Annotated in this window: 20 protein-coding genes; 10 read left to right on the top strand and 10 right to left on the bottom strand. The window is 68.5% G+C overall.

The genetic code is table 11. From position 1 onward, the window contains the following. Positions 1 to 16 precede the first annotated feature (16 nt). Positions 17 to 1,495, top strand: a complete 1,479-nt coding sequence (locus ACZ5BU_RS32015; RefSeq protein WP_465704166.1) for a S10 family peptidase — start codon at positions 17 to 19, stop codon at positions 1,493 to 1,495. Between the two features lie 45 nt (positions 1,496 to 1,540). Here ACZ5BU_RS32015 and map read toward each other — a convergent pair whose 3' ends face one another. Beyond that, positions 1,541 to 2,389 carry a type I methionyl aminopeptidase gene (gene map, locus ACZ5BU_RS32020; RefSeq protein ID WP_465704167.1) on the bottom strand — a complete coding sequence of 283 codons (849 nt, stop codon included), beginning with the start codon at positions 2,387 to 2,389 and terminating at the stop codon, positions 1,541 to 1,543. A 54-nt stretch (positions 2,390 to 2,443) separates the two neighbouring features. Between map and ACZ5BU_RS32025 the strand changes: the two genes are divergently transcribed. Further along, positions 2,444 to 2,632: a hypothetical protein gene (locus ACZ5BU_RS32025; RefSeq protein WP_465704168.1), complete on the top strand. Its 189-nt coding sequence runs from the start codon at positions 2,444 to 2,446 to the stop codon at positions 2,630 to 2,632. A 70-nt stretch (positions 2,633 to 2,702) separates the two neighbouring features. On the opposite strand, the gene ACZ5BU_RS32030 is transcribed toward ACZ5BU_RS32025, so the two are convergent. Next, positions 2,703 to 3,338, bottom strand: a complete 636-nt coding sequence (locus ACZ5BU_RS32030) for a histone H1-like repetitive region-containing protein (protein ID WP_465704169.1) — start codon at positions 3,336 to 3,338, stop codon at positions 2,703 to 2,705. A 134-nt stretch (positions 3,339 to 3,472) separates the two neighbouring features. Between ACZ5BU_RS32030 and ACZ5BU_RS32035 the strand changes: the two genes are divergently transcribed. Then, the gene (locus tag ACZ5BU_RS32035; protein ID WP_465704170.1) at positions 3,473 to 4,369 is read left to right on the top strand and encodes a helical backbone metal receptor; all 897 of its coding nucleotides are present in this window, start codon (positions 3,473 to 3,475) and stop codon (positions 4,367 to 4,369) included. 63 nt (positions 4,370 to 4,432) lie between these two features. Beyond that, on the top strand, positions 4,433 to 4,609 hold the full coding sequence (locus tag ACZ5BU_RS32040) for a hypothetical protein (protein WP_427896693.1): 177 nt from the start codon (positions 4,433 to 4,435) through the stop codon (positions 4,607 to 4,609). Positions 4,610 to 4,613: 4 nt separating this feature from the next. Here ACZ5BU_RS32040 and ACZ5BU_RS32045 read toward each other — a convergent pair whose 3' ends face one another. Beyond that, entirely contained in the window at positions 4,614 to 5,093 is a 480-nt protein-coding gene (locus tag ACZ5BU_RS32045) for an NUDIX hydrolase (protein WP_465704171.1), read from the bottom strand. 90 nt (positions 5,094 to 5,183) lie between these two features. Here ACZ5BU_RS32045 and ACZ5BU_RS32050 point away from each other — a divergent pair, with 90 nt between their 5' ends. Beyond that, a complete protein-coding gene (locus ACZ5BU_RS32050) occupies positions 5,184 to 6,083 on the top strand; it encodes an aldo/keto reductase (protein WP_465704172.1) in 900 nt (299 codons plus the stop codon). On the opposite strand, the gene ACZ5BU_RS32055 is transcribed toward ACZ5BU_RS32050, so the two are convergent. The 3 genes from ACZ5BU_RS32055 to ACZ5BU_RS32065 all read right to left on the bottom strand — a co-directional run bounded on the left by ACZ5BU_RS32055 (position 6,063) and on the right by ACZ5BU_RS32065 (position 11,882). Next, positions 6,063 to 7,676 carry an alpha/beta fold hydrolase gene (locus tag ACZ5BU_RS32055; RefSeq protein ID WP_465704173.1) on the bottom strand — a complete coding sequence of 538 codons (1,614 nt, stop codon included), beginning with the start codon at positions 7,674 to 7,676 and terminating at the stop codon, positions 6,063 to 6,065. The two genes, ACZ5BU_RS32050 and ACZ5BU_RS32055, sit on opposite strands and share 21 nt — an antisense overlap. Before the next feature lie 88 nt (positions 7,677 to 7,764). Then, the gene (gene panB, locus ACZ5BU_RS32060) at positions 7,765 to 9,945 is read right to left on the bottom strand and encodes a 3-methyl-2-oxobutanoate hydroxymethyltransferase (protein ID WP_465704174.1); all 2,181 of its coding nucleotides are present in this window, start codon (positions 9,943 to 9,945) and stop codon (positions 7,765 to 7,767) included. A 164-nt stretch (positions 9,946 to 10,109) separates the two neighbouring features. Next, positions 10,110 to 11,882 (bottom strand): NAD+ synthase, encoded by a 1,773-nt coding sequence (locus ACZ5BU_RS32065; protein ID WP_465704175.1) that lies wholly within the window; start codon positions 11,880 to 11,882, stop codon positions 10,110 to 10,112. 149 nt (positions 11,883 to 12,031) lie between these two features. On the opposite strand from ACZ5BU_RS32065, the gene ACZ5BU_RS32070 reads away from it, so the two are divergent. Next, the gene (locus tag ACZ5BU_RS32070; protein ID WP_465704176.1) at positions 12,032 to 13,183 is read left to right on the top strand and encodes a DUF418 domain-containing protein; all 1,152 of its coding nucleotides are present in this window, start codon (positions 12,032 to 12,034) and stop codon (positions 13,181 to 13,183) included. Here ACZ5BU_RS32070 and ACZ5BU_RS32075 read toward each other — a convergent pair. Together ACZ5BU_RS32075 and ACZ5BU_RS32080 are read right to left on the bottom strand one after the other, a co-directional pair. Continuing rightward, a complete protein-coding gene (locus ACZ5BU_RS32075) occupies positions 13,167 to 13,811 on the bottom strand; it encodes a dihydrofolate reductase family protein (protein WP_465704177.1) in 645 nt (214 codons plus the stop codon). The genes ACZ5BU_RS32070 and ACZ5BU_RS32075 overlap by 17 nt on opposite strands. 67 nt (positions 13,812 to 13,878) lie before the next feature. Beyond that, positions 13,879 to 14,553, bottom strand: coding sequence for a peptidoglycan recognition protein family protein (locus ACZ5BU_RS32080; RefSeq protein ID WP_465704178.1), 675 nt, complete (start codon positions 14,551 to 14,553; stop codon positions 13,879 to 13,881). Between the two features lie 48 nt (positions 14,554 to 14,601). Between ACZ5BU_RS32080 and ACZ5BU_RS32085 the strand changes: the two genes are divergently transcribed. Together ACZ5BU_RS32085 and ACZ5BU_RS32090 are read left to right on the top strand one after the other, a co-directional pair. Then, on the top strand, positions 14,602 to 15,081 hold the full coding sequence (locus tag ACZ5BU_RS32085; RefSeq protein WP_465704179.1) for a hypothetical protein: 480 nt from the start codon (positions 14,602 to 14,604) through the stop codon (positions 15,079 to 15,081). Further along, the gene (locus ACZ5BU_RS32090; RefSeq protein ID WP_465704180.1) at positions 15,078 to 15,971 is read left to right on the top strand and encodes a hypothetical protein; all 894 of its coding nucleotides are present in this window, start codon (positions 15,078 to 15,080) and stop codon (positions 15,969 to 15,971) included. The genes ACZ5BU_RS32085 and ACZ5BU_RS32090 overlap by 4 nt, the downstream gene beginning before the upstream one ends. On the opposite strand, the gene ACZ5BU_RS32095 is transcribed toward ACZ5BU_RS32090, so the two are convergent. Further along, positions 15,897 to 16,304, bottom strand: coding sequence for a hypothetical protein (locus ACZ5BU_RS32095; protein ID WP_465704181.1), 408 nt, complete (start codon positions 16,302 to 16,304; stop codon positions 15,897 to 15,899). The two genes, ACZ5BU_RS32090 and ACZ5BU_RS32095, sit on opposite strands and share 75 nt — an antisense overlap. Before the next feature lie 113 nt (positions 16,305 to 16,417). Here ACZ5BU_RS32095 and glnA point away from each other — a divergent pair, with 113 nt between their 5' ends. Continuing rightward, the gene (glnA, locus tag ACZ5BU_RS32100; RefSeq protein ID WP_465704182.1) at positions 16,418 to 17,758 is read left to right on the top strand and encodes a type I glutamate--ammonia ligase; all 1,341 of its coding nucleotides are present in this window, start codon (positions 16,418 to 16,420) and stop codon (positions 17,756 to 17,758) included. Between the two features lie 94 nt (positions 17,759 to 17,852). Here the strand turns inward: glnA and ACZ5BU_RS32105 are convergent, their stop codons facing one another. Then, the gene (locus tag ACZ5BU_RS32105) at positions 17,853 to 18,404 is read right to left on the bottom strand and encodes a hypothetical protein (protein WP_465704183.1); all 552 of its coding nucleotides are present in this window, start codon (positions 18,402 to 18,404) and stop codon (positions 17,853 to 17,855) included. Positions 18,405 to 18,567: 163 nt separating this feature from the next. On the opposite strand from ACZ5BU_RS32105, the gene ACZ5BU_RS32110 reads away from it, so the two are divergent. After that, on the top strand, positions 18,568 to 21,552 hold the full coding sequence (locus ACZ5BU_RS32110; protein ID WP_465704184.1) for a bifunctional [glutamine synthetase] adenylyltransferase/[glutamine synthetase]-adenylyl-L-tyrosine phosphorylase: 2,985 nt from the start codon (positions 18,568 to 18,570) through the stop codon (positions 21,550 to 21,552). The last annotated feature ends 17 nt before the right edge of the window (positions 21,553 to 21,569 follow it).

Here is a 21,569-nt window from a genome sequence, read left to right on the forward strand (position 1 = left end):
GATTAAGGTGCTCGACATGGCCACCGAGGAGCAGACGGACAGCGACGCCGAAGAGACCAAGCCGGCGCAACCCACCGACGACCTGGTCACGACTCAGCACACGCTGACCGTCGACGGGCAGGAGTTGCGGTACACCGCGACCACCGGGCGGATCGTGCTCCGCGAGGACGTGTACACCGACGGCAAGTTCGAGGGACGGAAGCCGAAGGCGGAGGTGTTCCTGACGGCGTACACCTTGGACGATGCCGGCGCGAACGACCGGCCGGTGACGTTCGCGTTCAACGGCGGGCCGGGGTCGTCGAGCATCTGGCTGCACCTCGGTCTGCTCGGGCCGCGCCGCGTGGTGTCGGGCGACGCCGGTGAGCTCGCACCGCCGCCGTACGAGCTTGTCGACAATGCGGAGACGCTGCTGAAGTACAGCGACGTGGTGTTCATCGACCCGGTGTCGACTGGGTTCTCGCGGGCTGCCGAGGGGGAGAAGCCGGCCGACTACCACGGCTTCACCCGCGACCTGGAGTCGGTCGGCGAGGTGATCCGGCTGTGGACGTCGCGGAACGGGCGGTGGATGTCGCCGAAGTTCCTGGCGGGGGAGTCGTACGGCACGACGCGCGCGGCCGGGCTCGCGGCGCACCTGCAGGAGCGGTACGGGATGTACCTGAACGGCGTGATGCTGATCTCGATGGTGCTCGAGTTCGGGACGCTGGACTTCTCGCCGGGCAACGACCTGCCGTACACGTTGTTCCTCCCGACGTACGCCGCGATCGCGCACTACCACGGACTCGTTCCGGACCGGGAGCTGGACGAACTGCTCGCCGACGCGGAACGGTTCGCGGCCGGGCGGTACCCGAATGCGCTTGCCCAGGGCAACAGGATTCCGGCGGACTACCGGGCCGAGGTGGTCAGCCGGCTGGCCGCGTTGACCGGGCTCAGTGAGGACTACATCGACCGGGTGAACCTGCGGATCGAGCACATGCGCTTCTTCGGTGAGCTGCTGCGCGGGCGCCGCCGTACGGTCGGCCGGATCGACGGGCGCTTCACCGGCTGGAGCGCCGACTACGGTTCGGAGAAACCGGACCGCGACCCGTCGATGAACGCGATCACCGGTCCGTACTCGGCCGCGCTGAACCACTACGTGCGGGTCGAGCTCGGCTACGAGAACGACGTACCGTACGAGATCCTGAACATGGACGCCGCGAAGAACTGGTCGTACAAGGAGTTCGAGGGCCAGCAGATCACGGTCGCGGAGAAGCTCGCCGAGGCGATGCGCGTCAACCCGCACCTGAAGGTGTACGTTGCCTCCGGCCACTACGACGGCGCCACACCGTACTTCGCCACCGAACACACCCTCGCCCGCCTGCAGATCCCGGCGGAACTCACCACCAACATCGAAACCAAGTACTACCCCGCCGGCCACATGATGTACGTCCACGAACAGTCCCGCATCCAACAATCCACCGACCTCGGCACCTTCATCACCGCGTCATCCAACCGATGATCCACACCCGCCCGGCCGACGCGCCTTCGAGGTGCGGTTCGGCGTTCACGGAAGGGTGAGGATTTCGGCGGCGGTGTCGGTGACCAGCAGGGTGTGTTCGAACTGGGCGGTGCGGGACTTGTCTTTCGTGGTGGCGGTCCAGCCGTCGTCCCAGAGGTCGTACTCGTACGTGCCGAGGGTGAGCATCGGCTCGATCGTGAACGTCATACCGGGCTCGATCACGTCGTCGAAACGCTCGTCGTCGTAGTGCGGGATGATCAGGCCGGAGTGGAACGACGTCGAGATGCCGTGGCCGGTGAAGTCGCGGACCACGCCGTACCCGAACCGCTTCGCGTACGACTCGATCACGCGCCCGATGATGCTCACCCGCCGCCCGGGCCGGACCGCCTTGATGCCGCGGTTCAGCGCCTCCTGCGTGCGCTCGACCAGCAGCCGGCTCTCCTCGTCGACGTCGCCGACGAAGAACGTCGCGTTCGTGTCGCCGTGCACGCCGTCGAGGTACGCGGTGATGTCGACGTTGACGATGTCGCCGTCCTCGAGCGGCCGGTCGTCGGGGATGCCGTGGCAGATCACCTCGTTGACCGACGTACACAACGACTTCGGGTACCCGCGATAGCCGAGCGTCGACGGGTACGCACCACGGTCGATCAGGTACTGGTGCCCGACCGCGTCCAGCTCGTCCGTCGTCACACCCGGCTTCGCCGCCGCACCGACCGCCTGCAACGCCTGCGCGGCGAGCTTGCTCGCGACGCGCATCTTCTCGATCAGCTCCGGCGGCGTCACGTACGAACCGTCGAACGGCGTCGGTGCGGGCTTGTCGACGTATTCCGGCCGGGTGATGGAAGCAGGTACGTCGCGGCGCGGCGAAATGACGCCAGAAGTGAGGACAGACATGGTGAGATCATTGTAGGTGCGCCTCGACAAAGACCCCGGGAGGTGGTCATCCAGATGAGCGACGATCACAGCAACGAGTGGTACTACAACACCAAGACCGGCAAGGTGGAGCCCTACCAGGGCGCGAAGTCGGGCGACCGGCTCGGTCCGTACAGCTCACCGGAGGAAGCCGCCCGCGCGCTGGAGAAGGTCCAGGAACGCAACGAGGACTGGGACAACGACCCGAAGTGGGAAGACGACTGACGTCCGTCCGTACGACGTACCGAGGGGCACCACCGACTCCGGTGGTGCCCCTCGGTGTGTGTTGCTGACGTCAGCGAGCGACCCGCTTGGTAGCGGCCTTCCGGGCCGGAGCCTTGCGCGCCGGGGCCTTCTTCGCAGCGGTCCGCTTCACCGCGGTCTTCTTCGCGGCGGTGCGTGCCGGGGCCTTCTTCGCGGCAACGCGCTTCGCGGGCGCCTTCTTCGCGACCGTCTTCTTCGCCGGGGCCTTCTTGGCGGCGACCTTCTTGGCCGGAGCCCTCTTCGCCGGGGCCTTCTTGGCCACGGTCTTGCGAGCCGTGGTCTTCTTGGCGGCGGTGGTCCGCTTCGCGGCCGTCGTCGTCTTCTTCGCAGCAGCCGTCGTCTTCTTGGCAGCGGTGGTGCGCGTGGCCGGCGCCTTCTTCGCGACCGTCTTCTTGGCGGTCACCTTCTTCGCCGGGGCCTTCTTCGCAACGGCCTTCGTGGCGGTGGCCTTCTTTGCGACAACCCGCTTGGCCGGGGCCTTCTTCGCCACCGTCTTCGTCGCGGTCTTCTTGGCCGCACTCACCTTCTTCGTCGCTGTCTTCTTTGCTGCGCTGACCTTGCGCGCGGTTGTCGTCTTCGCGGCGCTGGCCTTCTTCGCGACAGTCTTCTTGGCGGGAGAAGCCTTTTTGGCTGTCGCCTTCCCTGCGGCTGCCTTCTTGGCTGGCACTCTGCCTCCTTGGTGCGGCTGAGGAAAACCACGGTGGATTCCTCGTCGTCCTGATGATGACAACACTTGTGCGTTACGTAAAGCACCGGAAACACACCCAGGCTAAGGGGAACCGGCGGCGTGATCAGGCACAAATGCCGAAAATCCTTGTGCAGAAGGGATTCCGCCGCGCCCCGAGCATGCCGGATGCCCGGAATATTTTCTTCGCGACACGCGGCACTCGTTGCCCGAAAACCGGTGCATCGGCGAGTGTTGTCCTCGGCAACGTCCTGCGCACGGAGGAGCTGAAGCACGTGTACGACGATCTGGACGACGTCGTCGAACTACCGCCCGAGGTACGTCGGGTGGTCAGCATCGTGCCCTCGTTGACGGAGTCGATCGCGGTCACCGACGCCGACATAATCGTTGGTGCGACCGACTGGTGTACGCATCCCGCGGACCTCGACGTGGTGCGCGTTCGCGGTACCAAGAATCCCGATCTCGATCGCATCCGCGAACTCGCACCGGACGTCGTCGTCGCCAACGCCGAAGAGAACAAAGCGGCCGATCTCGACGCGTTGCGTGCGAGTGGAATCGCGGTCTGGGTGACCGCACCGACGACGGTGCCCGAATCACTCGACTCGCTCGGCCGCCTGCTGTCCGCGATCATCGGCACCGAACCACCGTGGCTGCACGAAGCGCGTGAGGTGTGGAGTGCGCCGTACGACGGAATCCGCCGGCGGGCCGTCGTACCGATCTGGCGTAGACCATGGATGGCACTCGGCCGCGACACCTTCGCCGGTGATCTGCTGCAGCGGATCGGTATCGACAACGTCCTGAGAGATTCCGCCGAACGCTATCCACGATTCGATCCGGACGCCTTACCGGAGTATGACGTCGTAGTACTCCCGGACGAGCCGTATGCGTTTTCCGACAACGACGGACCGGAGGCGTTCGGCAAACCCGCGAAGTGCGTATCGGGCCGCCATCTGACCTGGTACGGACCGTCACTCGTCGAAGCACGCGGATTGCTGAGCGGACAGCTGGCGTGATGTCCGCCACCATCACCGCTCAGCGGCTGGACGGGTTAGGTATGCCTCACCTACGCTCGCCGGGTGCCGTCGATGACCGCGAAGAAGAAGTGCTGCAAGGACAAGCCGAGGTGCAAGAAGTGCCCGGTGGTCCTGATGCGCCTGTCCAAGGCAGGGTGCGCCGAGCGGCTCGATCGCGTGCACTACAAGGTGGACAAGAAGATCCCGAAGAAGGTCCTCAAGGAAGCCCGCGCGCGCTGAGAGCTCAGGAGGCCCGGCGCAACGTGATCGCGTCCGTGGCCTGACGGAGCAGACCGGGGATCGTCACGTGGGCCGCGAGACCGGTTGCCTCGAGGTCGTCGCCGTACCACCAGCCGTGTTCGCTGATCGTCTGCTGCTCGATCTCCTCCTGGTAGGCGAACGTCACGTCGACGCTGTCCACCGCGACCGCGAAGAACGTCTGCCGCTGGATGATCAGGCTGCCGCTGTACTCGAACTCGATCGTGTTCGTCGCGACGGGTACACCGAGGTCGCCGGCCGGCAGTTCGATACCGACCTCTTCGCGCAGCTCGCGGCAGGCCGCTTCGGCGATCGTCTCGCCGTCCTCGACGCCGCCGCCGACGGTGAACCAGTACGTCGTGCCCGGCTTCAGCGGGTCCCACCCGTGCAGCAGCAATACCCTGCCGTCCGGGCGCACCGGCAGTACGCGGGCTGTCGTCCGCCGCCTCACCGTCAAGTCAGTCACACCACAAAACGCTAGACGAAACAGGCGACCGCAGGCTGCCCGAGGCGGCGCGTCTCACAGTTGTTGCCGCACACACCTACGATCGAGGACATGGCAACGATTGGGCTCGGTCTTGCGGCGCTGGGGCGTCCTGGGTACATCAATCTCGGGCACGACGAGGACCTGCCGCCGCAGCGTGCGGTCGAGGACCTGCGGACGCGCACGCACGAGCTGCTCGAGCAGGCCTGGCAAGCAGGTGTTCGGTACTTCGACGCCGCGCGTTCGTACGGCCTTGCCGAAGAGTTCCTCGGCGAATGGCTGACACCGGAACGCCGTACCCAGCTGACCGTCGGCTCGAAGTGGGGCTACACGTACGTCGCCGGCTGGCGGCACGACGCCGAAACGCACGAGGTGAAGAGTCACGACCTCGCGACCTTCGAACGGCAGTGGCCGGAGACCTTGAAAGCACTGCGCGGGCAGCCGGACTTCTACCTCGTGCACAGCCTGACGGCCGACAGTCCCGCACTCGAGGACAAGCGCTTGCTGGATCGTCTACGGGAGCTGGCGGACACCGGCGTACGCGTCGGTCTCTCCACGAGCGGACCGCGGCAGGCAGAGACGCTGCGCAAGGCGCTGTCTGGAGGTACGCCGTTCTCCGCAGTGCAGGCGACCTGGAACGTACTGGAGACCTCGGTCGGCCGCGCACTGGCCGAAGCACACGACGCCGGCTGGTTCGTCGTCGTGAAGGAGGCCGTTGCGAACGGCCGATTGACGGCGCGTGCGGGCGAGACGCCGTTCAACGAGTTCGCCCGCCAGCACGGTGTCGCGCCGGACGCGTTGGCGATCGGCGCCGCGGTGGCCCAACCTTGGGCGGACGTCGTCCTCAGTGGAGCCACCACGGCCGAACAGCTCGAGAGCAATCTCGCGTACCACGTCGACGGCCCGCTCCTCGAGTTCGTACAGCAACCCGAGGAGTACTGGACCGAACGATCAGCCCTGCCGTGGATCTAGCAGCCGCGTGAGCGCATGACGCTGGGCCGCCACACTTCCTGCGGCTTTCGCGGCCGGACTCAGTGCGGCGGCCGGCTCCGGCGCGGGCACCGGGTCGCACTGTACGTCGGACCGGTTACCCGGCACCCGTGCCGGTAGCGCACCGGTCAGCAGGTACGCCGCGATGCGGTCGTCCGTACACGAGACACCGGACAGCGAGCCGGCATGCGTCGTACCGCCGACGCCTTCGATCAGGACCGAGTGCGGGAACGTCTTCCGGGTCTGCAGCGCGCCCGAGTACGGCGTTGCCGCGTCGAGCGTCTCGTTGATCATCAGCAGGCTCTTGACCCGCCTGCCGTCGACCTTGACCGGGTGGCCGGCCTTCGCGGGCCAGAACGCGCACGGTGCGTTGAACCACGCGTTGGCCCAGGTGAGGAACGGTGCCTTCGCGAAGTAGTTCCAGTTGTCGTGACGCCAGGTGTTCCAGTTGGTCGGCCACTTGGCGTCGGTGCAGGACACCCCGAGGTACACCGCGAGGCCGTTGTCGTCGAACGGCGGGCCGCCGTACAGCGACTCGAGCGGAGCGGCGTCGCCGTTGTGCACCCAGGCCGCGAACGCGTCCGCGACATCGACCCAGCCGTACACGTAGTACGCCGCCTGCGTGAAGATGTCGGTCCACTCGTCCGGGCCGATCTTGCCGTCGGCGGGATGCCCGACGAGCTTCAGCATCTGCTGGTAGTACAGTCTCTCGACCGCGGCCTCGGTGGTCCCGAGGTGCCACGTGGAGTCGTGCGCGGCGACGTACGCGAAGAACACCTTGACGCTCTTGTTGAACGCGATGTCCTGATCGAGGTTGGCCTGGTACCAGACGCGGGTCGCGTCCACGACACCGTCGAAGACCGCGCGACGCAGACGGTTCGGGTACAGCGTGCCGTACACCTGGCCGAGGTACGTGCCGTACGAGAAGCCGTAGTAGTTGATCTGCGGTGCGCCGAGCGCCTTGCGGATGCTCTCCATGTCGCGCACCGAGTCCAGCGTGGTCAGGTGCTGGAGCAGCGCGTGCTGAGCGTTGTCACAGGCGTTGGCGTACGCCTTGGAGCGGTTGAGCCACACCTGCTCGATCTGCCGCGTCACCGGGATGTAGAACGGGCGGTTGTACCCGGAGTAGTCCGGGATGCAGTGCAGTGACGGAACACTCGAACCGACACCGCGTGGATCGAAGCCGATCCAGTCGTACGGGTCGCCGCCGTGGTTCGGGACGAACTCGCCCAGCACCGCGAGCGTCAGTCCGGACCCACCCGGTCCGCCCGGGTTCACCAGCATCGGACCCTGCGCCTGCGCGTCGGGCGTCTTGTGCTTGATACGCGACACCGCGAGCTTGATCAGGTTCCCGTTCGGATGGCTGTAGTCCAGCGGAACCCAGACGGATCCGCACTGGGCACCACGTCGCGCGAGTCCAGGGCTCGCGCACGCGCCCCAGGTGATCGGCGGTGGTGTGTAGCTGGACGGTTTCGCCCGGTCCGGTACGGCGGTCGCCGCCGGAAGCGACGTCATCGCTCCGGCTACCAGTGCGAACGAAACCCCTGCGGCAACAACGAATCGACGGATGATCATCGGCCTCCCCTTCGCCGCCCAACATCCTGAACCACCGAGGTTGGCCGGACAAGGGTTCGGCGCAGCGCTACGAGATCTGTACCTCGGGTCAGAAGGTGTGCTCGTCCGCCGGGAACGCGCCGTTGGCGACCTCCGCCGCGTAGCTCGTCGCCGCACTGGTGAGGATGCCGCGTAGGTCGGCGTACTGCTTGACGAAGCGGGGCATGGTGCCCGACCGCAGGCCCGCCATGTCCTGCCACACCAGCACCTGGGCGTCGGTGTCGCGGCCGGCGCCGATGCCGATGGTCGGGATCGGGATCCGCTTGGTGATCTCGGCCGCCACGTCACCCGGGACCATCTCGAGGACCAGCGAGAACGCCCCGGCCGCCGCGAGCGCGACGGCGTCGTCGATCAGGCCGGCCGCCTGTTCGCCCCGGCCCTGCACGCGGTACCCGCCGATGCTGTGCTCGCTCTGCGGCGTGAACCCGATGTGCGCCATCACCGGGATGCCCGACTGCGTCAGCTTCTCCACCATCGGTACGACGGTGCGCCCGCCCTCGAGCTTCACCGCGTGCACGCCGGCTTCCTTCATGAACCGTACGGCTGTGTGGAACGCCTGCTCCGGCGATGCCTGGTACGAACCGAACGGAAGGTCCGCGACGACGAGCGCGTGCTCGGCCGCGTTCGCCACCGCGCGGGCGAGCGGGATGAGCTCGTCGACGGTGACGCGGAGCGTGGTGTCGTAGCCGTACACGTTGTTCGCGGCGGAGTCGCCGACCAGCAGCACCGGGATGCCTGCCTGGTCGAAGATCTCGGCGGTGTACTGGTCGTACGCCGTCAGCATCGCCCACTTCTCGCCGCGGCTCTTGAAGTCGCGGAGGTGATGGACGCGGTAACGCCGCGGACGCTTCGCCTGGTCGCCGGCCGGCTGAGCCGGTTGGCCCGGCGCGACCGGTTGGGCCGGCTTGGCCGAAGGCCCGCCGTACGGCGAAACCTCGGCCTCGCCGCCCACAGTGCTGTCCGTGGTGTTGCTGCTCGTGTTGTTGCCGGCGTTGGCGTTGGTGTTCGGGGTGGCCGGCTGCGGCTGGGCGGTCGCCCGGGTCTCGGCCGCCGCGGCGAACGCGCGCCGCCCGGCCCGGTGCGAGGTGACCTGCTCGGACGACACCTGGCTCGGCGCGTCCTGCTGAACGTCCGCACGGCGCCGCGCACCCATCGGCCGGGACGCTTCGGTCGCCTGCGACTGCTCACCGGACGGTTCTTCGGTCACCGGCGCGTGGATCTCGTACTCCGCGCTCGGATCGGTCAGATATCCGTTGTCGCGCGGCCGTCCGGACTCCCGCGGCTGCCCTTCGGGCCGAAGCCGAATCTCCTGCGGCCGGGTCGACTCCTCAACCGGAGCCTCACTCGCAGCGGGCTGATCCTGCGCACGCTGCCACGCGTCCTGCGCCCGCGACGGTGCTGGTTCTTGCGGCTGCACCTGCCGCGGCGGTGCCTCGTAGCGCTGCTCGGCCTCGCGGCGCCGCGCCGCCTCGTCCGGCCGCGAACCTTCCTGCGAGCGGCCCGCGCCGTAAGCCTGCGCAGCATCACTCAGCCGCGACGTCTCCCGCGGCCGCTGCTGCGGCGGCTCGGGGCGGCGTTCGTGTCCCCAAACCGGCTCGGGACCGGGACCCGGCTCGTACCGACGGGGTGGTTCTTCCTGTGCACGCGGCGCATCCGGGGGCTGCAGACGCTGCGGCGGACGCGGTGGCTGCTGCGGCGGCAAACCGTTGCTACTCACACCATTACTGCTACTACTGCCGTGACCGTTGCTGCTCGGTGGCGGCGGCGGTGGTACGAACGGGTTCGGCTGCGGCGCGGGGCTGCTCCAGCTCCCACTGCCATTGGACGAGCCGTTGGACAAGCCGTTGGAAGAGGAGTTGGACGGCGGGCGCGGCGGCGTACCGTTCCCGGCGGCCGGGCGTGGCGGTGCGCCGTTCCCGTTCGATCCCGGGCCGAACGGACTCGGCCGGCCCTGCGCGGGCGGTGCCGCCGGCGGCGGCTGCTGTGGGCGGAACGGGTTCTGCTCCTGGTGTTCCCGTCCGTACTGCTCATCGCGGTGCGGCTCGTAGTACGGCTGCTGGCCGGGAGGTGGTGGCGCACTCGGCAGGTACGGCGGCTTCGGCACGTACGGCTGCTGCGGCACCGGGCCGCGCTCGTACGTCCGTGGCGCGTTCGGCAGCGACGGCGACGGGTCGAGACCGAGACCGCGGTCCCGCCAGTTGTCGTCCTCGTACTCCGAGCTGTCAGCCATGGCCTCATCGTCCCACCGATGCGGAGGGTGAGCGCCACCGGCCGTAGCCGAGCCCGCATCCTGGTTGGGCAGGCCGGAACGGTCGTAGGGCTCTTCCGGAGAACCCCACGGGGAATCTTGGCCCAGGTCGTCGGGCTGGGATGGGCGGTACCGCCATGAGTCGCTCAGTGCTCGGCTGCCTTCCGTGCGTCCTCACGCCATGCGTTAGTAATCGGCAACCGGCGGTCCCGCCCGAAGGCCTTGTGGGTCAGTTTCGGACCCGGTGGGTACTGCCGGCGCTTGTACTCCGCCTTGTCGACGAGCTGGATCACCCTGGTGACCAGCTCGGTGTCGAAACCGGCCGCGACCAGTTCGGCGCTGCCACGGTCCTGCTCGACGTAGTCGTCCAGCATGTCGTCGAGCAGGTCGTACGGCGGCAGCGAGTCGGTGTCCTGCTGTCCCGGACGGAGCTCGGCGGACGGGGGTTTCGCGATCGAGTTCTCCGGGATCGGCGGCTGCTGCCCGCGCGCCTTCGCGTCCTCGTTGCGCCACTTCGCCAGTCGCCAGACCAGGGTCTTCGGCAGGTCTTTCAGCGGCGCGTACCCGCCGACGGCGTCGCCGTAGATCGTCGAGTACCCGACGGACAGCTCCGACTTGTTGCCGCAGGCAAGTACCAGGTGGCCGTCGGAGTTCGACAGCCCCATCCAGATCACCGCACGGACCCGGGCCTGCAGGTTCTCCTCGGCCAGGCCGGTCAGCCCGAGCGTCTCGAGGAACGGCTGCACCATCGGCTGGATCGGGATGACGCGGTAGTTCAGACCGGTCCGGGCGGCGAGCTCGGCCGCGTCGTCCTTCGAGTGGTCGCTGGAGTAGACGCTCGGGTTGGAGACACCGAACACGTGCTCGGCGCCGATCGCGTCGCAGGCGATCGCGGCGACCAGCGACGAGTCGATCCCGCCGGACAGCCCGAGCAGCACGGACTTGAACCCGTTCTTCTGGACGTAGTCGCGCAGCCCGAGGACGATCGCGCCGTACATCTCGGCCTCGTCGGACAGCCGGGGCGCGAGGTTCGGGGCGATCGGTTCGTACGGCGGGAGCTCGTCGGACTGCAGCACGGTGTGGACGATCTCGATGCCCTCGTGGGTTCCGGCCGGAGTGCCTGTCGCGGAAGGGAGTTCGAGGTCGACGATCATGCTGCCCTGCTCGAACTGCGGTGCGCGGGCGAAGATCTTGCCGTCGGCATCCGCGACGAGTGAGTCGCCGTCGAAGACGAGTTCGTCCTGGCCGCCGACGAGGTTCACGTACGCGAGCGCGCAACCCGCCTCGCGGGCGCGGCGCCGTACGAGATCTCCGCGTACGTCGTCCTTGTTCGCCTCGTACGGCGAGCTGTTCACGACCAGCAGCAGACCGGCGCCGGCCTCACGGGTGACCGCGACCGGGCCGCCGTCCTGCCAGAGGTCCTCGCAGATCACGACCGCGACGTCGACGCCGTGGATGCGGACGACCTGCAGCGTGTTGCCGGGAACGAAGTGCCGGAACTCGTCGAAGACGCCGTAGTTCGGCAGGTGGTGCTTGACCGCGCTGGTGACGACCCGACCCTGGTGGATGATCGCAGCCGAGTTGGTCGGCGAACCCTTCGGGCGGCCCAGCCGGTCGACGCCCATCGCCAGACCGTTCGCCCGGTCGAGGTACCCGCAGACCACCACGATCTCGCCGAGCCCTTCGTCGGCGAGCCGCTGCGCGAGACTCCTGATCCGCGCCTGCGACGCGTCCACGAACGACGCCCGCAGGGCCAGGTCCTCGACCGGATAACCGGTCAGCCCAAGCTCCGGAAACGCCACCACATGCGCACCCTGCTCGACCGCGTTCCGGGCCCACGCGACGATCTTGTCGGTGTTCCCGTCGATGTCACCCACGGTCACATCGATCTGAGCAAGAGCAACCCGAAGCTGAGGCACGAGAGCACATTACTGGTTCCCCCCGCCCGACCCCACGCCCGTCACCAACCTCTTACCAACGCCTTAGGTGTTCGGGCAACGACGAAGGTTCACGCGGCGGGGACTTTGGTTGGATGTGACACCGGTCCAGGACGGATTGACTGGGGAGCATGAGCTCCCTGGGCGGCCCGACCGGGCTCCGTGAACGTGCGCTTGGTCCGGACCTTGCGCGTGGGTTCATGTTGCTGTTCATCGCGCTGGCGAACTCGCACTACTTCATCTCCGGCGGCACCTACTTCGCGGGCTTCCCGACCGACGGCGGCACCGTCGACCGGATCGTCGGCACGGTGATCTCGACCTTCGTCGACGGCCGGGCGTTCCCGATGTTCGGGGTCCTGTTCGGGTACGGCGTGGCGCAGATCGTCCGTCGGCAGCGCGAGACCGGCAACACCTGGTGGGGTATCCGTAAGCTGCTCTGGCGCCGCAGCCTCGTCCTCGTTGTGCTCGGTTTCGCCCACGCGCTGCTGCTCTACATCGGCGACATCCTCGCCGCGTACGGCGTACTGCTCTTCCTCGGCGTCTGGGCCGTGCGCTGGAAGGACCGCTGGCTGTTCGTCGTCGCGGCGTTCGTGCTGATCCTGACCGCGCTGCCGAGCAACCAGAGTCTGTCCGACGGACCCGACCCGTCGATGCTGCCGACGAGCCTCCTCGGCCAGTTCGCGGAGCGGATCACCGTGCAGCCGTTCATCGCCGGCGTCGGCTGGATCGGATTCGTCACTCCGTTCCTGCTCGGCCTCTGGGCCGGCCGCCGCCGCATCCTCGAACGCCCCGCCGAACACCTCACCCTGCTCCGGACGACCGCCCTGCTCGGCCTCACGATCGCGACGGCCGGCGCGCTCCCGATGTCGCTGGTCGTCGGCGGCGTACTCACCCGGCCCAGCGACCACGCCCTGACGATCCTCGGACCGTTGCACGACACAACCGGTGTGTTCGGCGGTTTCGGGTACGCCGCGCTGATGGTGCTGATCGCCCACCGGCTCGGCCCGCGCCCGATCACGACAGCGATCGCCGCCGTCGGACAGCGCTCGCTGACGTGCTACCTGTCGCAGTCGGTCGTCTGGGCCGTCGCGTTCACGCCGTACCTGCTCGACCTTTCGAGCACCCTCACCACCTCCACGACAGCGCTTCTTGCCATCGGGACCTGGCTCGCGACGATCGCGCTGGCCGACCGGATGCGGCGCGCGAACTACCGTGGCCCGTTCGAAATCCTGATCCGCCGCAGCACGTATCGGCGCCCCGCGCGGGTCAGTGCTTCCGGGTGAAGGTCAGATGGGTGACACCGCTCGGCGAGGACACGCTCTGGATGTCGAAGCTCTGCTCGAGCGACTCCTGCTCGTCCCACAACCGAACCCCGCGACCGAGCACGATCGGCACCACAGCCACGTGCATGTAGTCGACGAGCCCCGCCTTCAGGAACTCGCGGATCACCGTCGCTCCACCACCCAGCCGTACGTCGCCGTCGCCCGCCGCCGCGCGAGCTTGCGCCAGTACGTCCTCCGGTGTCGCGTCGACGAAGTGGTACGTCGTACCGCCCTCCATCTCGACCGACGCCCGCGGGCGATGAGTGAGGACGAACACCGGGCTGTGGTACGGCGGGTTCGGACCCCACCACCCCGTCCAGTCGGCGTCGTCCTGCCATCCGGGCGGGCCGAACTTGTTGGCGCCCATGATCTCGGCGCCGATCCCGTGCTCGTGCTGCTCGGCGAACGCGTTGTCGACGCCCTGCGTGCCGCCGGGCAGCCCGTCCATCGAATGGAAGTACTGCGTACCGACGAACCACTCGTGCAGCCGTTCGCCGGCGTGACCGAAGGGCGTCTCCCTGGACTGGCCCTCGCCAGTACCGAACCCGTCCAGGGAGATCGCGAAGTTGTGAATCCGGACCTGTGACATGGGACTGCTCCTCTTCGTCCAGGGCTGCTGTCACCCAGGAGTCGGAGCAGTCACCGTCACCTTGACATCAGCCGAGCAGAACCGCCGCGACCCGGTCCCGCAGCTCCGGCAGCCGGGCGTAGAACACGTCACCCGGGCACTGGGTCGTGTTGTAGTCCCGGTGCCCGACGATCGCGACCTGCGGATCGAGCCCGTACTTCGTGCACAGCCAGGCGCAGGTCAGTACGGACATGTCGAACAGCGCGACCGGTACGTCCTCGCTGACGTAGATGCCCTCGTGCTCGATCCCGATCGTGTGGCTGTTGTTGTTCGCGGTCTGGGCGCCGAGTACGTTCTGGCCGTTGTTGATCGCCGGCAACGACTGGCTGCGGCCCTCCATCAGGAACCCGCCGCGGCTGATCGTCAGCTGGTTGCCGATGTCGATCCAGCCGTTGGTGTCCATGTGCAGGTCCTGGATCCAGTGCTGGACCTTGTACGCCGCGGCCAGCGAGTAGTCGGTGACGTTCGCGCTCGCGGTGTGGTGGATGACGATGTGGTCGGGCTTGCCGATCACCTGGGTGGGGGACTTGGGCGGGCGCGCCGACCACTCGGTGCGCGTGTAGCAGCGCGGCGCGGGAGCGGCGTGCGCTGCTGTCGGCAGGACTGCGCCGGTGAGTCCGCCGAGCAGTACGCCGCCGGCGGAAGCGCCGAGCAGGGTACGCCGGGTGACCCGGGCACGTTGGATACTTTCTGGGGCGGTCATGTATAAGAAAATTCCCTACGAACCGAGCCGCCAAACCGGAATGATCTAATGGCCGACGTGACTGAAGGTGAGCGGACCGGGGTGGTCCGGTTGGGGCGGGCCGGCAAGGCGGTGCGGGTCCTGGTCGCGGTCGCCGGTATCGGTCTGCTGATCAACGGATCGGTCCGGGCCAGCGACGACGCCTGGCCGTTCGGCCCGATGTCGCAGTACGCGATGTCGGTACCGGACGACGCGAAGATCGACTACACCCGGATCAGCGCGCTCACCGACGCCGGTACGACGGTCGACGTACCGCTGAACATCGAGGGCGCCGGCGTCGCCCGCGCCGAGATCGAGGCCCGCGCCGGGGACATCCAGAAGGACCCGTCGCTGCTGCAGGAGGTCGCCGACGGGTGGGCGCGCAAGCACCCGGACAAGCCGAAGTACGTGAAGCTCGAACTGATCCGCGACACGACCCAGCTGGTCAAGGGCCGGGTCGAAGGACCGCCGACGTCGCAGGTACTGGCGACCTGGGAGGTCCGGCGATGAGCTTGTTCACCCCCGCGATCGCCATGGGCCGGATCGCTTGGCTGCGGACAGTGCTCTATCTGTTCGTCATCCTCGACATGCACGCGTTCGTCCGCGACACGCTCGACAAGGGGCAGCACCCCGGGCTGTACCAACCGTTGCTGCTGGCCCGGTTGCTCGACCTCCCGAAGCCGTCGGTCGCGAACACGACCACGCTGTACGTCGTCCTGATCGTCGCCTGCCTGATCGGCGCGACGAACCGCTTCCCGCGGATCGCCGGCTGGGTGGTCGCGCCGGCGTTCACCTGGTGGGTACTGATCGGGATGAGCGACGGCAAGGTCGACCACGACCACCTCGCCCTCGTCATCGCACTGTGGGTGCTGCCCACGGTCGGGCGGGCGTCGTACGGCGACCAGACCAAGTCGGAGGCGGCCGGCTGGGTGATCCGGTGCATCCAGCTCTGCGTGATCGCGACGTACTTCCTGTCCGCGATCGCGAAACTGCGCAGTGCCGGATGGGCGCTAACGTGGCCCGGGAGCGCCGTACTGACCTGGGCGATCGTGCGGCGGCCGCACCCGGTCGGGGAGTGGCTGCTGAACTACCCGTGGGTCCTGCGCGTGATGCAGTGGGTCGGCATCATCGGGGAGTTCTGTTCACCTGTGATCCTGTGGCTGAAGGGCCGGTGGCAACTGTTCGGGGCGCTGTTCTTCCTCGGGTTCCACGCGGCGAACACGGCGATCCTGTTGATCCACTTCCTGCCCACCGTGGTCTGCTGGCTGGCCTTCGCGCCCCTCGAACGGATCGTGCCCTGGTACCGCGCGCGCCGGTCAGACCGTTCAGACAGGGATTCCCGAAAGGCCGAAGACCAGCCCGAACAGGGCCGGCAGGCCGAGCAGCAGGCCGGCGCGTAGCTTGAACCGCCGCCCGCCGGGCCCGGGTGTCCGGACGACCCGGGAGAGGACGGCACCGGCGTACCCGAAAACCAGAGCGGCCAGCAGGATCTGCCGGGTCGGCAGGTTGGTCGCGTCGTGATGCGTCAGGCCAAGCGTGACGAGGCCCGGGCAGCAGAACGCGACCATGCCGAACCCGAGCTCCGGAACCGGCAGCCAGCGGCGGCCGAGCACGTCCCGCTCGGCCGGTCGCTTCCGTCGCAGCGACTGGACGAAGCGCGCGGTACCGACGAGCAGGTCGCTCAGGCAGAGCACCGCCGCCACGATCAGGGCGGCGTCGAAGATCGTCTGCACAAGAGGACACGCTAGGCCCTGAACGTACGACGCGTGGTGCCGCCACGTAACGTCTGGTTAACAACGGCAAGGCACACTGTGAGAGTCTCCAGACTCGGTTGAGAGGTGGACTGATGGACAAGCAGCAGGAGTTCGTGCTGCGCGCGCTGGAGGAGCGCGACGTACGCTTCGTGCGGCTCTGGTTCACCGACGTGCTCGGGTTCCTGAAGTCGGTCGCGGTGGCGCCGGCCGAACTGGAGAGCGCGTTCGCCGAAGGGCTCGGGTTCGACGGGTCGGCGATCGAGGGGTTCGCCCGGGTCACCGAGGCCGACATGCTGGCCAAGCCGGACCCGTCGACGTTCCAGATCCTGCCGTGGCGCGGCGAGACGATGGGCACCGCGCGGATGTTCTGCGACATCAACATGCCGGACGGGTCGGCGTCGTTCGCGGACCCGCGGCACGTGCTGAAGCGGACCCTGTCGAAGGCGGCCGAGCTCGGGTTCACGTTCTACACGCACCCGGAGATCGAGTTCTACCTGTTCAAGTCGCTGGTCGGCGCTCCCGGCACGACCCCGGAACCGGTCGACTCGTCGGGGTACTTCGACCACACGCCGCAGGGGATCGGCAACGACTTCCGCCGCGAGGCGATCACGATGCTCGAGTCGATGGGCATCTCGGTCGAGTTCAGCCACCACGAGGGCGGCCCGGGTCAGCAGGAGATCGACCTGCGGTACGCCGACGCGCTGTCGACCGCCGACAACATCATGACGTTCCGCGTCGTGGTGAAGGAGGTCGCGCTCTCGCAGGGCATCTACGCGTCGTTCATGCCGAAACCGCTGTCCGATCAGCCGGGCTCCGGCATGCACACGCACATGTCGCTGTTCGAGGGTGACCGGAACGCGTTCTTCGAAGGCGGTGCGCAATACCAGCTCTCGAAGACCGGGCGGGCGTTCATCGCCGGGCTGCTGCAGCACGCCTCGGAGATCACCGCGGTGACGAACCAGTGGGTGAACTCGTACAAGCGGCTGGCCGTCGGGGACGAGGCGCCGTCGTTCATCTCCTGGGGTCACAACAACCGGTCCGCGCTGGTGCGGGTGCCGATGTACAAGCCGCACAAGGGGCAGTCGTCGCGGGTCGAGTTCCGCTCACTGGACTCGGCCGCCAACCCGTACCTGGCCTTCGCTCTGATGCTCGCTGCAGGGCTGAAGGGGATCGAGGAGGGGTACGAGCTTCCCGCGGAGGTCGAGGAGGACATCTGGTCCTTGACGCCCCGCGAACGCAAGGCCCTCGGCATCAAGCCTCTCCCCGGCAGCCTGGCCGAAGCCATCAGCGCCATGGAGGACAGCGAGCTGGTCGCCGAAACCCTCGGCGAACACGTCTTCGACTTCTTCCTCCGCAACAAGCGCGCCGAATGGCAGGACTACCGCCGCCAGGTAACCCCGTTCGAACTGAACAAGCTCCTCCCTGTCCTGTAGTCAGCTGTCGACCCGGAAGGGGTCGTGCTCGGTGAGGAGTTTGTCGAGGCGGGCCTGGTCTACTCGGTTGGTTACCTCGGAGATCTCCTGCCGGTCAGACCCCGGCAGGCTCTGACGGTACGTCGTCCGAGGCGTGACGGGACGTCCAGCGGGCGGCCGCGGTGGAGTGCCTGTACGGCGGCTCAGTAGGCGCCGGCGCATCCTCGGCCACGGGGACTACCGGCGGCGCAGCGACGGCGGTGACCGGCGGCACGACGGCGGGGGCAGGCGGCGTGGGGACAACGGCGGGTGGTACGACCGGCGTACCGTCGGCGGCCAGCAGGTGGACCTCTTCGACGGTCAGCAGGCCGACCGGGCGGACGCCCTCGGTGATGACGACGATGCAGCCGGGGATCACCTGCTGGGCGCGATTCCCCTTGCCAGGAACGAGAATCCCCTCGGCCGGCGTCCGCCACGCACCCGGCGCGAACCGCCGCAGCGCGATCCCCGCCTGCCCGTCCTCCGCAGTACGCGGCGGAAGGTACGCCGTCGCCGTGTAGTCGTAGTCGTAGTCAGGGTCCGGCGGCCCGGACACCCGCCCGCCTTGCTGCGGCGTCAACCAGACCATCATCCCGCTCACCGCGAGCGACCCCGTCATCATGACCATGAACAGTCATGATGCCCGACTACTCAATGGATCCGCTACACAACACCGTGTATTCACCGCAATCCAGCTGAGATCCTGCCGCGACTTCGGGCGCCGGATCCGCGTTGTGGGAGCTGCAGGGTGCGGATCCGGTACGCGAAGTGGCGTTGGGTAACCTGCGGGGGTGGCTGAACCTCGGAGAGGATCGTGGGAGGGACGGCTGGTCCGGCTCGGGTTCGAGGACCCGCGGCGGGCCGCGGGGATGCTCGAGGGGCTGGACGCGCTCGACTCGTACACCCCGATGGCGACCGAACAGCTGATCACGACGCTGTCCGAGTCCGCCGATCCCGACCTCGCCCTGCACGGCCTGTGCGCGATGGCCGAGGCGCTGCACCGCAACGGCCACGACGTCTCCGCGTTCGCCCGAACGCTCGGGATGGACGACGGCTTCCGCCGCCGGCTCGTGTACGTGCTCGGCGCCAGCGAGGCGCTCGGACGGCACCTCAGCGTCCACCCACGGCACTGGTACGACCTCGCCGACCCGTCGCTCGCCGGGGCGCGCCCGTCCGTCGAGGACGTCTCGGCCAAGCTCGCCACCGCGATCGACGCGCCCAACCCGGTCGATGCCCTGCGCATCGAGTACCGCCGGCTCCTGCTCCGGCTCGCGGCCCGCGACCTGGCCGAGGGTCTGCTGGTCGACGAGGTGGCCGTCGTACTCGCCGATCTCGCCGCCGGCGCGCTGGAAACCGCTCTGCACATCGCCCGCAACGACTACTTCGCCGCCCACCCCGGCGCCGCCGACTGCCGCCTCGCGATCATTGCCATGGGCAAGTGTGGCGGCCGGGAACTCAACTATGTCAGCGATGTCGACGTACTGTTCGTCGCCGAACCGCTGGACGGCGACGCCGAGGCCCCGGCGCTGAAGACCGCGACCCAGCTGGCCGCGGCCGCGATGCGGATCTGTTCGGCGCACACCGGCGAGGGAACACTCTGGCCGGTGGACGCCGCGCTCCGCCCGGAGGGCAAGTCCGGCCCGCTCGTCCGCACCCTCGACAGCCATCTCGCGTACTACCAGCGCTGGGCAAAGACCTGGGAGTTCCAGGCTCTCCTCAAGGCCCGCCCGGTCGCCGGCGATGCGGAACTCGGTCGCGAGTACTCCGACAGGATCGGCCAACTCGCCTGGTCCGCCGCGGATCGTGAGGGCTTCGTCGACGACGTCCAGGCGATGCGCCGCCGCGTCATCGACCACATCCCGGCCGCCGACGTCGACCGGCAGCTCAAGCTCGGCCCGGGCGGCCTGCGCGACGTCGAGTTCGCCGTACAGCTCCTGCAGCTCGTCCACGGCCGCAGCGACGAGTCGGTCCGCAGCGGTACGACGCTGGTCGCGCTGGGCGCCCTCACCGCCAGCGGGTACGTCGGCCGCACGGACGGCGCCGTACTCGCGGACGCGTACCGCTTCCTCCGGTCGATGGAGCATCGCATCCAGCTGTACCGCCTCCGCCGTACCCACCACGTCCCCGAGGACGAGGCCGACCTGCGCCGCCTCGGCCGCTCGCTCGGCTTCACGAAGAACCCGGTCGCCGACCTGACCGCGGCCTGGAAGAAGCACGCGCTCGAGGTACGGCGCCTGCACGAGAAGCTGTTCTACCGCCCGCTGCTCGCCGCCGTCGCGCGGATCCCCGGCGAGGAGGTACGCCTGACGCCCGAGGCCGCGAAGCAACGGCTGACCGCGCTCGGGTACGCCGATCCCGCGTCGGCGTTGCGCCACATCGAGGCCCTGTCCGAGGGCGTGTCCCGGCGGTCGTCGATCCAGAAGGCTCTGCTGCCCGCGATGCTCGGCTGGTTCGCGGAGTCGCCCGCCCCGGACGCGGGCCTGCTCGCGTTCCGGACGATCTCCGACGCGCTCGGCTCCACTCCCTGGTACCTGCGCCAGCTCCGCGACGAAGGCGCCTCGGCCGAGCGCCTCGCCCACCTGCTCGCCAGCGGCCGGTACGCCGTCGACCTCCTGCAGCGCGCGCCGGAAGCGACCGCGATGCTCGCCGACGAACGCGAGCTGACGCCCCGGACCCTCGACGCGCTGCTGACCGAGATGTCCGCGGCCGCCGGCCGGCAGGACACGCCGGAGACCGCCGTCGCCGCGATCCGGGCGGTCCGGCGCCGTGAGCTGTTCCGGATCGCGGCCGCCGACCTGTCCGGGCTGCTCGATGTGGAGGCGGTCGGGGAGGCGATCACGATCACCTCGGTCGGCACGCTGACGACTGCGCTCGAGGTCGCCCGCAGAGCAGTCGCCAAGGGCGAACCGGCGCCGACCCGGATGTCGATCGTCGCGATGGGCCGGTTCGGCGGGCACGAGCTCGGGTACGGCAGCGACGCGGACGTGATGTTCGTCCACGATCCGCTCCCCGGCGCCGACGAGAAGAAGGCGACCGACTTCGCGACCCAGGCGGCGACCGAGCTCCGCCGCATGCTCGCGTTGCCGGGCGCCGACCCCGCGGTGGCGATCGACGCCGACCTCCGCCCGGAAGGCCGGCAAGGACCGCTCGTCCGTACGCTCGCCTCGTACGCCTCGTACTACGCCCGCTGGTCCGCCGTGTGGGAAGCGCAGGCGCTGCTCCGCGCGGACCCGCTGTGCGGCGATACCGGCCTGTGCCAGTCGTTCCGCGAGCTGATCGACCCGCTGCGCTACCCGGAGAAAGGCATCAGCGAGCGGGATGTGATGGAGATCCGCCGGATCAAGGCGCGCGTCGACGCCGAACGCCTGCCACGCGGCGCGGACCCGGCGACGCACACCAAGCTCGGCCGTGGCGGGCTGGCCGACATCGAGTGGACGGTCCAGCTCCTGCAACTTCGCGAGGCCCACCGGGTGCCGAGCCTCCGGACGACACGTACGCTCGCCGCGCTCCGGGCGGGCGTCGAGGCCAACCTGGTCGACGCGTCCGAGGCGGACACGCTCAGCGCCGCCTGGGAGATGGCCAGCCGGATCCGGAACGCGATCATGCTGGTCCGTGGCCGGCCCGGCGACTCGCTCCCGCAGGACCCCCGCGACCTGGCCGCGGTCGCCCGCATCTGCGGCTACCCACCCGGCGAGTCCGGCCGCTTCGCCGACGACTACCTCCGCACCACGCGCCGCGCCCACAACACCGTCGCTCATCTTTTCTGGGACGACTGACCGCTTGACAGGCAACT

Source organism: Kribbella sp. NPDC031520 (genome assembly GCF_055580825.1).